We start from the raw sequence: 13,850 nt of genomic DNA, 5'->3' as shown, positions 1-13,850 counted from the left end.
GGCGCCGGTTACCTTCATCTGTTACTTACAACTGAAGGTTTTGTATACTCCCAGTTCATGGCGCGTCAAGAGTCACTCAACGTTTCCTCGTCCCCTGCTCGCCGGCGTGGTGGGCGCAAGCCCACGATCAGCCGCGAGCAGATCCTGCGCGCCGCCGAGAAGTTCGCTCCCGAAGAACTGTCGATACCGGCGCTGGCCGGCTCGCTCGGGGTCACCCACGCCGGGATCTACCACTACTTCTCGTCCCGCGCCGAGCTCGTGGCGGCGATAGCGGCGCACGCCTCCCGGCAGCTCGAGCCGCCCCCTCCCGGGCCGTGGGAGGACTGGCTGGTCGAGGTCGCGTTCGTCCTGCGAGGACACTTCAGCCAGTTCGCGAGCACGGCCGACCTGGCCGCGATCGGGACGTCGGTGACCTTCGCACCCCTGGTCGAGGCGCTGCTGCGGGTCATGCGGGACGCGGGGTTCACCATCCGGCAGGCGGGCGACGCCAGCGAACTCATCGCGTCGTGCGCGCTGGGGGGAGCCGTGGTCCTCCAGCGGCCGAACTTCGACGCGGCCGCCCTCGTCGAGGACCTCCAGGTCGCCGAGGACTCCCCCGTGCACGAGCTCGCGGCGTCCGCTGTGGACGACGACGCCGACGCGGCCTTCCGCCGCCGGCTCGCGGTCGTCGTCGCCGGGCTCAAGGCCTCCCTGGAGGCCCCCACCGCGTCCTGAACCCCGCTCTAGCGGAGCGGGTCGAACGGGCCGAGCTCGCGCTGGGCGACCCCGGTCATGACCTGCCGGGCGAGGAGCTTGCCCGTGACGGGGGCGTAGGTGACCCCGTACATGCCGTGGCCGCCCGCGACGTGGACGCCGTCGACCTTCGTGCGGCCGATGAGCGGCAGGCCGTCCGGCGTGAGAGGACGGGCACCGATCCAGGGGTCCCGCACGTCGGAGAAGTCGGCGCCGTCGATCAGGGGGTGGATCGAGCGCAGCACCGAGTCGAGCCGGCGGCGGTCGAACGGCGCGTCGCGCCCGGCGACGTCCATGATGCCGGTGACGCGCAGGCGGTCCCCGTAGGGCGTCATGGCGACCCGCACGCCGGGGAGGTACACCGCCGAGGTGACCGGTTCGTCGAGCGCCACGGTGCAGGAGTAGCCGTGACCGGACTGGACCGGCACCCGGACGCCGAACGGGCGCGCGAGCTCCGGCAGCCACGTCCCGGTCGCGAGCACGACGGCGTCGGCGCGGTGCGGCGTGCCCGCCCAGGTGTCGGCCTGCAGGCCGCGGGGGCCGAATCCGACCGACCGGACCAGTGCGCCGTCGACGATCTCGCCGCCGCGTTCGCGCACGGAGGCGGCCAGCGCGTCGAGGAACGGCCCGGGTTCCACGAACCGCTGGTCCTCCAGGTGCAGGACCTGCTCGACGCGGTGGGAGAACGGCGCCTCGTGCCCCGCGGTCGTGCGGTAGGAGACGTGCTGCCCGACCTCGCGGGCGGCGAGGAGCTCGTGCTCGATCCCGGAGGTGTCCTCACCGGCGGTGAACCCGATCCGGAGGGTCTCCTCGCGCACGTCCGCCGCGACGCCACCCGCGAGCAGGTCGTCGAACGCCGGGATCGCCCCGTGACCGAGAGGGGCCAGCGCCGCCAGTCCCCTGCGCCAGCGCGCCCCGGTGGAGTTGCGGGCGAAGCCGGCCAGGAACGCGAGCGTCGTCGCGGACACCCGCCTGCTCATCGCGAGCGGTGAACCGGGCGTCAGCAGGCCCCGGACGCCGGCACGCAGGAGCGCGGGTTCCGGCAGAGGTGCCGCCATCGCCGGGATGACGTACCCGGCGTTGCCCCACGAGGCGGCCGCGCCGACGCCCGAGCGGTCGAGAACGGTGACCTCGGCGCCGTGTTCCTGCAGGAACCACGCGCACGAAAGCCCGACCGCGCCCGCTCCGACGACCACGACCCGTTGCGGGACGCGAGACTTCATCTCAACTCCTCGTGTTCGGACACTTCACCCGTCGGGCGCCCTGGCGCGTTCACTGCCACACGTCCCGCGCGACCCGCAGGAAGTTGCCGCCCAAGATCCCCTCGACCGCCGCAGCCGGGTAGCCGCGATCGACCAGCGCGGCCGCGATCACGGGCAACCGCTCCGGCTCGACGAAACCGATGCGGTCCCACTGCGCGTAGCTCGCCGGGAACAGGTCGGGGTTCTGCTCCAGCTCACCGCTCGCGTCGTCGTCCTCGAAGCAGAAGTCGAGGCCGAGCCCCACGTGCTCCCAGCCGACCAGTTCGACGGCGTGCTCGACGTGCCGGACGAACGTCTCGGTGCTCACGTCGTTGTCGCCCAGGAAGATCCCCACGCCGTTGATCCCGACGACCCCACCGGTCGCGGCGCACGCGCGGATCTGGTCGTCCCACACGTTGCGCTCGTGGTCGTGGATCGCGCGCACCGAGGAGTGGGAGAGCACGACCGGCGCCGACGACGCGGCGAAGACGTCCATCGAGGTGCGGTAGGAGCAGTGGGACGCGTCCACGACCATGCCCACGCGGTTCATCTCCGCCACCACGTCCCTGCCGAACGCGGTCAGCCCGCCGTCCGAGGTGTCGTGGCAGCCCGACCCGGCGGCGTTGCGCTGGTTGTAGGTGAGCAGCATGGTCCGGACACCGAGGTCGTAGTAGGTGCGCACCATGTCCGTGCGACCTTCCAGCGGGTTGGCGTCCTCGAGGTCGAACGCGACCGCGAGCCGTCCGGTGGCCTTGGCCGTGCGCACGTCCTCGACCGAGCCGGCCAGGACGTAGCGGTCCGGGTTCGAGAGCACGTGGTGGCGGAACGCGGACAGCACCCGGATCGTGTCGGCGATGCCGTGCGGTGCGTAACCGACGTTCACCGACACGAAGGAGGCGCCCGAGTCGGCGTAGCGCGACAACTCGTCGACGTCGGTGTTCGGGTCGAGGGGGAGGCAGCAGTGCTGCTCCCACACCAGTGCCCGGGAGTACTCGAACCGCGTCTGCGCCTGCTTCATGGATCTCCCGGGAGCGGTGGTCGGACCTCCCGAATCTAGGTCCGCACCGGACGGGGAACGAGTGACAGCGGTCGTACCTCCGGGCACGACTGATCGACAGCTGTCGCAGGTGCCCAGGTGATCGTCACCGGGCCCGGCCGAGGCGCTCCCGCCCCCGCAGGTCAGCGCGCGGTGACGTCCGTGCGAGCGGCCACGTCCCGGTCGGCCGCCTGCCTCGAGGCGACGGCCTGGGCGAGCAGCGTGAGTCCCGCCTGGGCCGCCGACCCCGGTGGCGCCGTCACGACGGTCAGCGTCTGGTCCGGGGCGTGCGGGACGCGCAGCGTCTGCTGGTTCACCAGGACCTCCCCCGCGACGGGGTGGTGCATCCGGTGCGCGGTGCTGTCGCAGGCGCGCACGCGGTGGTCGGCCCACATGGTCGCGAACTCGGGGCTGCGGGTCGCGAGCTCACCGACGAGCGCGGTCAGGTCGCGGTCGTCCGGGTGCCGGCCGGCGGTGAGGCGGAGGTTGCCGACGACCGCGCGGGCCTTCGCCGTCCAGTTCCCGTAGAGCGCGCGGGTGTGGGCGTCGAGGAAGACCAGCCTGGTCATGTTGGGGCGGTCGGCCGGGCGCTCGGGACTCGTGAAGTCGAGGTGCCCGGCGAACAGGGCGTGGCCCAGCGGGTTCCACGCGAGCACGTCGCCGCGCCGGCCGAGCAGGATCGCCGGCACGTGCGCGAGCGTCGTGATGAGCTCGGCGGTGTCGGGCGAGACCTTCTCCGCCGGTGGCTTCGGGGCGGGCCGCCCGCGTCGCGGCCGGGCGAGTTCGCGCAGGTGCGCGTGCTCGTCGGGGTCCAGCTGCAACGCGCGGGCCAGCGCGGCCACGACCTCCTGCGACGCGTGCAGCGCCTGTCCCTGTTCGAGGCGGACGTAGTACGACGCGCTGACTCCGGCGAGGCCCGCGACCTCCTCGCGGCGCAGACCGGGGACGCGCCGCCGTTCGCCGTAGGTCGGCAGTCCGACCTGGTCCGGCCGCAGCCGCGCCCGGCAGGCCTGGAGGTACTCGGCGAGCTGTCCCTGTCCGCTCATGGGGCCAGTATGCGCAAGGCCGCGGGGCCGAGCCTGACCGTGCGAGTGGTAGGCAACGACCGGTCTGGCTCGCCGTGCCGCCGCCGGGCGAGGGTCGAGCCATGACATCGATCCTCGAGAACACCCCGGTGATGGACCTCGACCCGGCGGACTTCGGGTTCCGGCGCCGCGCCTGGGTCCCCGTACCACCGGCACGCCTCTACGACATCGTCAGCGACGTCTCCCTGATCGGCCGCTGGAGCCCCAGTGCGTCGGAGGTCGCCTACGACGACGGCGCCGGACCGGAGCCCGGCGCCTGGTTCAGCGGGCACAACCGGCGCGGTGACCGCACGTGGGTCAGCCGCTCGCAGGTCCTCGAGGCACGGCCGGGCGCCGAGTTCTCGTTCGTCGTGGGCGGCCTGGACGACGGCATCGTGCGCTGGCGCTGGACCATGCACGAGGACGGCGACGGGTCGGTCGTGACCCAGGAGTGGCAGTTGCTGCGCATGGACCCGGTGCTCGGGGCGACCCGCCGCGACGTCGAGGCCCTGCGCGACGAGATGGAGACGAGCGTCGAGTCGACGCTCGTCTCCCTCGCGAAGTGGCTGCACTGACCTGTCAGTGCCCGAACCCCTTCACGACGGGCCACCTGTCCCAGCCGGGATCACCGGTGCGGGCGAAGGAGATCCAGGCCCCGTGGACCTCGGCCGCCAGCTGCTCGGGCACCTCGCCGGGCCCGAGCAGCCCGGTCTCCCCGTGCAGGGCCGGGTCGCGGGCGACGTCGAAGACGAACGGCAGTTCCACGGTGTGCGCCGCCCCCAGCCGCCCGTCCAGCGCCGTCGAGCGGTGGCCGAACGAGTAGACGTGGGCCCGGCCGTGGGCCTCGATCATCCGCCGGGTGCCGTCGCCGAACAGGGCGGCACCGAGCGATTCCGCCGCAGCGGTGTCCAGATTTCCCTTCGGCACCAGGTAAAGCCGTCCCTCCTCGGTGTTGGTGCCGATCAGCAGGTCCACCGGCTCGTCCGGCAACGCCTCGGCGGGCTGGACGGGCAGCACGAGACTGAAAGGGCTCAGGCCCGCCAACGGATCCGCGGCCGTGGCGGTGCGCAGGTCGAGCCCGGCGAGCGACGGCAACGCCTCCACGAAACGCTCGTCGGGAACGTCCGCGAACGCCTCCGGGGCGACACCGAGGACGTCGGCCAGCGCCGCCGTCACCCGTGCCGCCTGCTCCGGCGTGAACGCACCGGAACCGGTGCCGCTCTGCATGATCGCGCGCCGGAACAGGCCGCGCGCCCGGGAGTCCGCGAGCAGCGCCCCGACCAGCGTGGCTCCCGCGGACTGGCCGAACACGGTGACGTTGCCCGGATCTCCGCCGAACACCGCCACCGTGTCGCGCACCCAGGCCAGCGCGGCGATCACGTCGAGCAGACCGCGGTTGGGCGGCGCTCCCGGCAGGTCGAGGAAACCGGGAACACCGAGCCGGTAGTTCACCTTCACCAGCACCACGCCGTCGCGGGCGAACGACCGGCCGTCGTAGAGCGAGGCGCTGGTGGAGCCCGTGACGAAGCCGCCGCCGTGGACGAACACCATGACGGGGTGCTTCCCGTCGCCCGCGGCGGGCGTGTGCACGTCGACCGTGAGGTACTCCCCCGGCACCCAGCCGGGCCCGAAGTACGGCGTCAGGTCGAGCCGGCCGAAGTCGCGCGCCGGCTGGGGTGCCGTGGGCGACGGCCGGGTGCCGTCCCGCACCCCGCGCCAGCCCGGATGCGGCACCGGGGCGGCGAACCGCCCGGCGCCGGTGGGCGTCACCGCGTACGGGACGGCCCGGTAGACCTCTCCGGTGTCGTGGCGCGCACCCCGCACCACGCCCGCCGGCGTGACGACCAGTGGGTCGTTCATCATTCCTCCACAAAGGACGGTCAGACGCGGGAGAACCCGGCCCAGCCCTGGACTTCGAAACCGGTCCCGGCCCGCTTCACCTGCACCGCGCCGTGTCCGCCGAAGTGCGCGGGGAACACCAGTGCCCTCTCGTCCTCGGCCCGCCCGAACAACCGGCGCCGCGTGGCACGCGCCTGCACCGGGTCCTCGCAGAAGCACGAGTTCACGTCGGGGTGCAGGACCTGCAGGGGGCTGTGGACCAGGTCGCCCACGAACAGCGCCTTGTCGTCCCGCGACTCGAGCACGACGACCGACGACCCAGGGGTGTGCCCGGCGGCGAGCTCGAGCCGCAGGTCGCCGTCGATCCGGTGGCTGTCGTCCCACAGCTCCACGAGCCCCGCCTCGACCACGGGCGCGACGCTGTCCTCGAAGACGTTCTGGTTGCCGCGCCCGAACACCGAGGTGTGCTCGTTGGCCGGGTTCCAGAACTCGAAGTCCCGCCGCGGCATCAGGTAGGTGGCGTTCGGGAAGGTCGGCACCCACTCGCGCCCGTCGAGGCGGGTGTTCCAGCCGACGTGGTCGATGTGCAGGTGCGTGTTGACCACGACGTCGACATCCTCCGGCCGCACGCCGGCACGGGCGAGGTCGTCGAGGAACCCGGTGTCGAGGCGGCTCCACACCGGCGCGTAGGGACGTTCCTTGTGGTTGCCGACGCCGGTGTCGACCAGGACCGTGCGTCCCCCGCTGCGCAGCAGCCACGTCTGGACCGCGGCCCGGCACTCGTTCGTCGCGGGATCGTAGAAGTCCGGGACGAGCAGGTCCTCGGAGTCGTACCCTCCTTTGTCCGGGAAGAACTCGGCCGGGCTCATCCGCACCGATCCGGCGTACTCGACGATCCGGGTGATCTCGACGTCACCCAAGGTCAGCTTGTCATCCATGTGTTCGACCGTGTCCGAGGACGGTCACGGCAACCAGACCTGCCCGGTCCTACCCCCGGCAGGGGGTGGCACGGGGCGCCCGCCGGTCCGGACGGCACGGAAACCTCGGAGGGGAGGCAGGCGTCATGACCGCCATGGGAGAGAAGTTCCACGTGGTACCGGACGAGCTGCGCGGCTACAGCGGGTTGCTCGAACGGCAGGCCGAGCACTTCCTGACGATCCGCGAGCACGCGGTCGTCCAGGGCGGGGACACGTCCGGGTTCACCGGGCTGCTGTCGCTGCTCGACCCCGTCGTCGTCGGGGTCGCGCGGCTCTACGACGAGACCCTCGAGGCCGCGAACAAGAAGATGGCGCAGGACGCCGAAGCACTCGTCAAGTCGGCGGACGCCTACGAGAAGGCAGATCACATCGGCGTCTGCCTGATCGACACCGCGGGCGGGAAGATGGAGCCCCCGTCCTGGCTCGAAAGAGTTCTGGGGGTCGGCAGATGAGCGCCGGGGTCTGCAACGGTTACCAGGACGTCGAGGACCCGGGCGTCGCCCTGCGCGCCACCCCCGAGAACCGCCCCGGCCGGCAGACGGTCAAGGAGCTGATCGAGGCCGCCGGCTGGAAGATCCAGGGCGTCAACTGGATCTACCAGCAGGTCACCGGCGACGACCTGGTGCGCGACCTGGTCATGCCGCTGGCGGGCGACTTCGAGAAGATCGACGCGAACGCCGCCGCGTGGGACAGGGTCGCCAAGGCGCTGGACAACGTGCGGCACAACGTGAACAACGGCATCGAGGAGCTCGCGCCGAGCTGGGACGGCGGCGCCGCGCAGAGCTTCGAGAACCGCATGCGCCGCACGTGGACCACGGCGATCGAGTGGGACTCGCAGGTCGCGAAGTTCATCGGCGACCGCTTCAAGAACATGGCGAGCTCGTGCCGCTCGGCCGCGAAGCTCGCGCTCACCCTGCTCGACAAGATCTGCGACAAGCTCATGAAGGCCGCGATGACGGCGTGGATCCCGATCGTCGGCTGGGGCCGTGCCGTGTGGATGGTCTACGACGTCGTCAACATCGTCGACCAGGTGCGCAAGCTGATCCAGTCCATGCAGACGCTCATCGAGGGCGTCCAGGGCATGATCAACGGCATCAAGCTGATGGGCACGGCGCTCTCGCGCATCCCCGACGTGCGTGATGTCAACGACTTCTTCGACGTGGTCGACACCTGGCAGGACGGCAAGGAGAAGCTGGGCGACGGCGTGTCCGCCGTGGGCAGCGGCGCGTGGGGCGTGGCCAAGAACGGGTACAAGACGCGCACCAAGCTCAAGGGCACGCAAGAGGACGAGCACTGGCAGCAAAGCACTCCTGCCACCTCGGGCGGTGCGCAATGACGTTCCCGTACGACAGCGCCCGGCAGCAGTTGCAGACGTGGCAACAGGATCTCGACGCGAGGGGCGCGCGCCTGGAGAAGGTCGCGCTCGAAGCGTCCAGGGTGCAGACCCGCGGCGGCGAGCTGTCCCCCGCGGACGTCGCCGAGATCGAGAAGTTCGCCCGCTCCAAGGACGCGCCCAACGCGTTGAAGGACCTGCAGCGCAAGGTCGACGCAGGCGCGTTGTCCTGGCAGGACATCGCCTCCGGCAGGGCCGTGGGTGATCCCGACGTGCAGCGCGCCATGCAGACCAGCATGCCGTCGCTGAAGCGGGCCTACACGGCGATCAAGGAGGGGCAGGACCCCGACGAGGTCGTCGCGGCGGGTCAGCAGCGGCCCCGGCGGGCGCGCGGGGACTACGACGACGACGCGCCGAGCGACTTCACCGAGGACGCCTTCTGACGCACGGGGTGGTGCGGGACCAACCCTAGACTCGTCCACCAGCGCTGAGCGCCGCCAACTGGTCCGCGTATTCGATGCGGGCGACCCAGTCCGCGGGCCACGCCTCCAGCCCGTGCGCGGCACCGGCGAACGCCCCGGCCAGCGCGGCGATCGAGTCGGAGTCGCCACTGGTCCGGGCGGCCCGCACGAGCGCCCGCACCGGGTCGTCGGCGTGCCGGATCGCGCAGTACAGGCCCGTTGCCAGTGCCTCCTCCGCGATCCAGGCCTCGCCGGTGGCCAGGCACGCGTCCTGCCCGTCGTCCGGCTTCTCGAGCGCAGCCACCAACTGCTCCAGGGCCTCGACGCACTCGTCCCAGCCGCGGGCGATGAAGCGGGCCGGTGCGGTGGCTCCCGGCACCTTCCACAACGACCCCAGCCACTCCTCCCGGTAGGTCGAGCGCTGGTCACGGCAGCGGGCCAGCAGAGCGGCGGGCACGTCGGCCAGATCAAGGCCGTCGACCAGCAGACGCGTCGCGTACGCGGTGAGTTCGGACGCGGCCAGGGCCGTGGGGTGGCCGTGGGTCATCGCGGCCTGCAGCTGCGACACCCCGGCCAGCACGTCCAGGTCGAGACCGGGCAGCAGGCCCACCGGCGTCACGCGCATGTTCGCGCCGCACCCCTTGGACTCCTCGACGGTCGCCTCGACCCACGGCTGCCCCTCCGCCAGTCCGCCGATCGCACGCAGGCACGTCATGCCGGGCGCGCGGTCGTTCTCCGGGCTGTGTGCCCAGGCGATGAAACGTTCCCGCAGCCGTGGTTCGAGCGCGTCCGCGGTGTAGCTGTCGGCATCGTGCAGCGCCCACGCGACGGCGAGCGCCATCTGCGTGTCGTCGGTGACCAGCGCGGGGTCGCCGTCCAGGTCGTCCGGTCCGGACGGACCGAACATCTCGTCGATCTCCGCGACGGTCAGGAACTCCGTCGGCTTGCCGAGCGCGTCCCCGAAGGCCAACCCGTACAACGATCCCGCGATGCGATCCACGGTCACGACCCTAGCCGCTGTCCTAGGTCCCGATCACTGCGTTCAGGCCGCTCGCCTGCGTGCGCCAGTCCTGCTGGTTCGGGCTGCCCCCGGCCCAGCGCTGCCCGATGCGGTTCAGCGCGTCCCGGTCCGCGGTCCAGACCGAGTCGGACTGCTGGCGCGCGAACCGTTGGTACGCGGCGGAGTTCGTCGCCTTCGCGAGGTCGTTCAGGTAGCGCATGAAGATGCCTTTGAACTGCTTCTGGTTGTCGTCGCACGAGCTCGTGCCGACGTCGCAGGACTCGGTGAGCACGCCGCCCCGCGTCAGCACCGGGCTCGCGATGGCCGAGTCCGCCAGGCGCTTCGCGGCGTCGAGGTAGCGGGTGTCGCCCGTGGCGCGCCACACCTCGAGGAACCCGCCGACGCCCAGCCCCTGGTTGTAGGTCCACACCGTCTGGCCGTTGTTGCGGCAGTCGCCGGTGAGACCGTCGTTGACGAGACCCGCCGAGCCGATCAGCCCGCTACCGAGGTACCAGTCGGCGGCGGTGCGGGCGCGGTGCAGCCACAGGGTGTCGCCGGCGGTGCGGCGGTGGATCGCCGCGGTCAGGCGCAGGTACTGGCCGTTCGTGACAGCGTTCTTGTAGGTGCGTTCCCGGTCCCACCACACCCCACCGCCGCACGTCCTGGTGTCCCAGTACTGGTGCACGTAGGCCGCGATCGTGGTGGCCGTCGTCAGGTAGCGCTGGTCGCCGGTGACGTCGTAGGCGGCCACCCAGGTGAGACCCCACCAGGCGCTGTCGTCGATGGAACGGCTGATGAAGTCGCCCTCGATCGGGTCGGTGCCGCGCTGCCCCGCCGCGAACGGGCCGCGGTTCACGTCGAACGTGCGCGCGATGACCCAGTCGTGGTCGCGGATCCCGGAGTCCATCACCGCCGACAGCGTCGTCGCCGAGTTCCACCAGCTCGTCGGCCACCAGGCGGTCGTCGGGTCGTAGGAGTACAGGAGTGCGTCAGCGGCGGCACGCGTCCTCGTCGGCACCGGACGCGCCCACGCCGTGCAACTGCCCTCCTGGTGCGCCGCCTCCCTGCCGCACGCCCGCACGGCCCCGCCGAAGTGACGTCCACGCGGATCCCTGGTGGCGAACATGGTGGTCCGCGTCGACACACCTCCCGCGGGCGTGGCGGTCCGCCCGAGCGACGACCCGCCGGGCCAGCTCGCACCGCCGTCCCACGAGCGGTCGAGCCACACCTCGTCCCCCGGCCCGCCGGCCTCGACACTCCCCCACGCCATCCCGTTCGCGTCGGTGTGCAGCCGGATGACCCTGCCGAACAACGTGGTGGGCGGCACCGGCTGCAGATCACCACTGGCCTGGGCGGCGCTCGTCCGGTCGCACAGCACGTCGCACACGGTGGGGTAGATCCAGTCGGTGCACGTCACCGCCGCGGCGTCACCGCACGCGCGGATCAGGCCGCGCCGGTGGTGGCCGGGGTCGGTGACGTTGTACATGAGGGTCCTGGTGCCGGTCCACGTGCCCGGGATGCTCGCCGGGCCCAGCAGCCCCTCCCAGCTGGCTCCGCCGTCCCACGACCGGTCGAGCCACACCGAGTCGCCGGTGACGCCGTTGTCGATGCTGCCCCACGCCATGCCGTCGCGGTCGGAGACGTGCAGCACCAGGCGGCGGCCGTTGATCTGCTTCTCCGGCACGGGGAAGGTCTCCTGGGCGGCCTGGGAGGGGTCGAGGGTGTCGCAGGACAGCACGCACACCACCGCCGCAGCGGTGATCGGCGACGAGCTGGGTGGGCTGCCCGGTGAGGTGCTCGGGTGGACGCTGACGGACGGCGGGCTGCCCGGTGAGGTGCTCGGGTGGACGCTGACGGACGGCGGGCTGCCCGGTGAGGTGCTCGGGTGGACGCTGACGGACGGCGGGCTGCCCGGTGAGGTGCTCGGGTGGACGCTGACGGACGGCGGGCTGCCCGGTGAGGTGCTCGGGTGGACGCTGACGGACGGCGGGCTGCCCGCTGAGGCGCTGCCGGTCGGTGGCCTGCTGGGCAGCGCGCTGCCGTTCGGTGGACTGGTGGGCGACGAACCCGGCGGCGCGGAGACCGGCGCCAGCACCATCAGGACGGCCACGAAGACGTTCAGCACCCCGACCACACTCCCCGACGCTCGTGGGAACGCTCTCATGGTCTGCGAAGCCGAACGACCAGGTCAACGCCCCGGCCGGATCATGTCCAGGACAAGCTGATCGCACGCTGCCCGCCGACCCCGGCCGCGACGCGCTGCCGTCCGGGCACCTCCGCGAGAAGGTCGCCGCGAGCTGACAGCCGAGGGGCGCCACGAACCCGTGGCGCCCCTCGAAAGCCGTCACACCGGCCAGGCCGGCTCCCCGGTCACCGCCTCCGCGATCGCGGACAGCGGGATCACCACCCACTCCGGGCGGAAGCGCTGCTCGTGGCACACCTCGAGCACGGCGCGGTCCAGCTCGACGGCCGCCAGCAGCGCGCCGTCGAGCCGGAACTCCGGCGACAGCTCGACGTACCCGTCGCAGAACGCCTTCCTGTTGCGCGCCAGCCATTTCGCGGCCCTCGGCAGCAGGCCGGCCACGTCGTCCGCGCCCACCAGCAGCTGCGAGGCCGCGTAGTGCAACGACCGCAACGCGGTGGCCACGTCGTGCGCCGCGGGACGCGGCCGGACGCGCTCCGCCGCGCCGCCGTGCGGTTCTCCCTCGAAGTCCACGAGCACCCACGTGTGCGGCGACCGCAGCACCTGTCCCAGGTGCAGGTCTCCGTGGACCCGCTGCAGCCGGATCGGTTCCCCCGCCTCCAGCACGGCGTCGTACCGGGCGCGGAGACCCGCCTCGAACGGGGCCAGCGCGGGCACCCAGGCCAGTGCGTCGTCCAGGCGGCGGTGCAGGGCGCCGACGAACTCGACCTCGTCGTCCGGCCCGGCGGTCTGCTCGCCGAGCGAGTCGCGCAGGTCGGCGTGCACGCGCGCGACGGCGAGACCCAACCGGCGCGCCTCGGCGGCGAAGTCCCCGCCCGCGGCCTGCGGGTCCTCACCGGGGCCCGCGAGGAAGTCCCGCACGCTGGCGGTGGCCATCGGCCAGCCCAGCGCGCCGAGCGGCACGAACTCGTGCAGCACGGCGAACGTCGTGCGCACACCGTCCAGTTCGGACTCGAGCGCACCCTGCGGAGCCGCGATGTGCGGGTCGCCCACCGAGTGCAGGGCGTCGTGCAGCACCAGTTCCGGGTTGTCGCCGGGCTCCAGCACGCGGAAGAACTTCAGCACGTGCCGCTGGCCGTAGACGATCGAGCAGTTGCGCTGCGGCCCCGGGAACGGCCGTCCGACGGGCGCGTCGGTGTACCGAGGTGGCAGCGCGCCGCGGAACCGCAGCCCGTCCACCTCCGCGGACTCCTCGAAGTGGTCGAGCAGCGCGGCGGTCAGCTCCGGGTCGTACACCGCCTCGTACACGGCCCGGTCACCCGCGGTGCCGATCCGCGCGTGCACCAGCCGCTCCGGCAGCTCGTCGCGCAGGCCCAGCAGCAGCTGGTACCGGCGCCCGTCCCCGGCCAGCACCACGTGGACCAGCGTCGGATCACCGTCGCGCAGGACGGTCGCGCGTTCGCACGTGACCGGCCCGCGGCCGCGGAACCAGTGCTGCGACCTGAGCCAGCGTTCCAGCTGATCCGGCGCCGGCAGGACCTCGACGGCCTCGCTCGTCGTCACTTCTTGTCTCCACCTTCCACGTCGGAGGTCAGCTGGAACCAGTAGAAGCCGTGCCCGGGAAGGGTGAGCTGGTACGGCAGCTCCCCGATCGCGGGGAACCGCACCCCGCCGGTGAGCTCGACCGGCACCGCGCCGGCGTGCTCGGACAGGTCGAGCTCGACGGGCTGCGGGAAGCGGGAGAGGTTGTTGACGCAGAGCACGACGTCGGAGCCGAGCGTGCGCTGGTAGGCGAGCACGGTCGGGTTCGACGCCCCGAGCTCGGTGAAGTCGCCGTGGCCGAACGCCCGGTGCCGCTTGCGGACCTCGATCATGTGCCGCGTCCAGTTGAGCAGCGACGACTGGCTGCGCGTCTGCGCCTCGACGTTGAGGCCCTGGTAGCCGTAGACCGGGTCCATGATCACCGGCAGGTAGATCCGGCCGGGGTCGCAGCTCGAGAACCCGGCGTTGCGGTCCGGGGTCCA

Annotated in this window: 15 protein-coding genes; 6 read left to right on the top strand and 9 right to left on the bottom strand. The window is 72.1% G+C overall.

What is annotated here, in order from left to right; all coding sequences use genetic code 11:
• Positions 1 to 57 precede the first annotated feature (57 nt).
• Positions 58 to 714: a TetR/AcrR family transcriptional regulator gene (locus BMY74_RS37770; protein WP_089925007.1), complete on the top strand. Its 657-nt coding sequence runs from the start codon at positions 58 to 60 to the stop codon at positions 712 to 714.
• Positions 715 to 722: 8 nt separating this feature from the next.
• On the opposite strand, the gene BMY74_RS37765 is transcribed toward BMY74_RS37770, so the two are convergent.
• From BMY74_RS37765 to BMY74_RS37755, 3 genes are all read right to left on the bottom strand, one after another.
• On the bottom strand, positions 723 to 1,955 hold the full coding sequence (locus tag BMY74_RS37765) for an NAD(P)/FAD-dependent oxidoreductase (RefSeq protein WP_089925003.1): 1,233 nt from the start codon (positions 1,953 to 1,955) through the stop codon (positions 723 to 725).
• A 49-nt stretch (positions 1,956 to 2,004) separates the two neighbouring features.
• Positions 2,005 to 2,991 (bottom strand): dipeptidase, encoded by a 987-nt coding sequence (locus tag BMY74_RS37760; protein WP_089925000.1) that lies wholly within the window; start codon positions 2,989 to 2,991, stop codon positions 2,005 to 2,007.
• Between the two features lie 161 nt (positions 2,992 to 3,152).
• A complete protein-coding gene (locus BMY74_RS37755) occupies positions 3,153 to 4,055 on the bottom strand; it encodes a helix-turn-helix domain-containing protein (protein ID WP_089924995.1) in 903 nt (300 codons plus the stop codon).
• 101 nt (positions 4,056 to 4,156) lie between these two features.
• Between BMY74_RS37755 and BMY74_RS37750 the strand changes: the two genes are divergently transcribed.
• Complete coding sequence (locus tag BMY74_RS37750; RefSeq protein WP_089924992.1) at positions 4,157 to 4,648, top strand: SRPBCC family protein; 492 nt, start codon at positions 4,157 to 4,159, stop codon at positions 4,646 to 4,648.
• Between the two features lie 4 nt (positions 4,649 to 4,652).
• Here BMY74_RS37750 and BMY74_RS37745 read toward each other — a convergent pair whose 3' ends face one another.
• On the bottom strand, positions 4,653 to 5,933 hold the full coding sequence (locus BMY74_RS37745) for a carboxylesterase/lipase family protein (RefSeq protein WP_425434892.1): 1,281 nt from the start codon (positions 5,931 to 5,933) through the stop codon (positions 4,653 to 4,655).
• 20 nt (positions 5,934 to 5,953) lie between these two features.
• A complete protein-coding gene (locus BMY74_RS37740) occupies positions 5,954 to 6,850 on the bottom strand; it encodes an MBL fold metallo-hydrolase (RefSeq protein WP_089924985.1) in 897 nt (298 codons plus the stop codon).
• A gap of 125 nt (positions 6,851 to 6,975) precedes the next feature.
• Between BMY74_RS37740 and BMY74_RS37735 the strand changes: the two genes are divergently transcribed.
• The 3 genes from BMY74_RS37735 to BMY74_RS37725 are packed head-to-tail and all read left to right on the top strand — an operon-like array spanning position 6,976 to position 8,665.
• The gene (locus BMY74_RS37735) at positions 6,976 to 7,341 is read left to right on the top strand and encodes a hypothetical protein (protein WP_177230120.1); all 366 of its coding nucleotides are present in this window, start codon (positions 6,976 to 6,978) and stop codon (positions 7,339 to 7,341) included.
• Positions 7,338 to 8,225, top strand: coding sequence for a WXG100 family type VII secretion target (locus tag BMY74_RS37730; RefSeq protein WP_089924982.1), 888 nt, complete (start codon positions 7,338 to 7,340; stop codon positions 8,223 to 8,225). The genes BMY74_RS37735 and BMY74_RS37730 overlap by 4 nt, the downstream gene beginning before the upstream one ends.
• Entirely contained in the window at positions 8,222 to 8,665 is a 444-nt protein-coding gene (locus BMY74_RS37725; protein WP_089924978.1) for a hypothetical protein, read from the top strand. Before BMY74_RS37730 ends, BMY74_RS37725 begins: the two co-directional genes overlap by 4 nt.
• A gap of 25 nt (positions 8,666 to 8,690) precedes the next feature.
• Here the strand turns inward: BMY74_RS37725 and BMY74_RS37720 are convergent, their stop codons facing one another.
• Together BMY74_RS37720 and BMY74_RS37715 are read right to left on the bottom strand one after the other, a co-directional pair.
• The gene (locus tag BMY74_RS37720) at positions 8,691 to 9,683 is read right to left on the bottom strand and encodes an ADP-ribosylglycohydrolase family protein (RefSeq protein ID WP_245786591.1); all 993 of its coding nucleotides are present in this window, start codon (positions 9,681 to 9,683) and stop codon (positions 8,691 to 8,693) included.
• A gap of 22 nt (positions 9,684 to 9,705) precedes the next feature.
• The gene (locus BMY74_RS37715) at positions 9,706 to 11,421 is read right to left on the bottom strand and encodes a glycoside hydrolase family 76 protein (RefSeq protein WP_245786590.1); all 1,716 of its coding nucleotides are present in this window, start codon (positions 11,419 to 11,421) and stop codon (positions 9,706 to 9,708) included.
• Here BMY74_RS37715 and BMY74_RS46435 point away from each other — a divergent pair.
• Positions 11,405 to 11,908 carry a hypothetical protein gene (locus tag BMY74_RS46435; RefSeq protein ID WP_245786589.1) on the top strand — a complete coding sequence of 168 codons (504 nt, stop codon included), beginning with the start codon at positions 11,405 to 11,407 and terminating at the stop codon, positions 11,906 to 11,908. The two genes, BMY74_RS37715 and BMY74_RS46435, sit on opposite strands and share 17 nt — an antisense overlap.
• 119 nt (positions 11,909 to 12,027) lie before the next feature.
• Here the strand turns inward: BMY74_RS46435 and BMY74_RS37710 are convergent, their stop codons facing one another.
• The gene (locus tag BMY74_RS37710) at positions 12,028 to 13,389 is read right to left on the bottom strand and encodes a maltokinase N-terminal cap-like domain-containing protein (protein WP_089924975.1); all 1,362 of its coding nucleotides are present in this window, start codon (positions 13,387 to 13,389) and stop codon (positions 12,028 to 12,030) included.
• On the bottom strand, positions 13,386 to 13,850 hold a 465-nt coding region (locus BMY74_RS37705), incomplete at its 5' end, for an alpha-glucosidase C-terminal domain-containing protein (RefSeq protein WP_143091860.1). The genes BMY74_RS37710 and BMY74_RS37705, both read right to left, overlap by 4 nt.

It is taken from the genome of Lentzea albida (assembly GCF_900111005.1).
Lineage (GTDB): Bacteria > Actinomycetota > Actinomycetes > Mycobacteriales > Pseudonocardiaceae > Lentzea > Lentzea albida.
The sequence above is the reverse complement of the archived record's forward strand: the minus strand, read 5'-3'. Positions and strand labels throughout refer to the sequence as shown.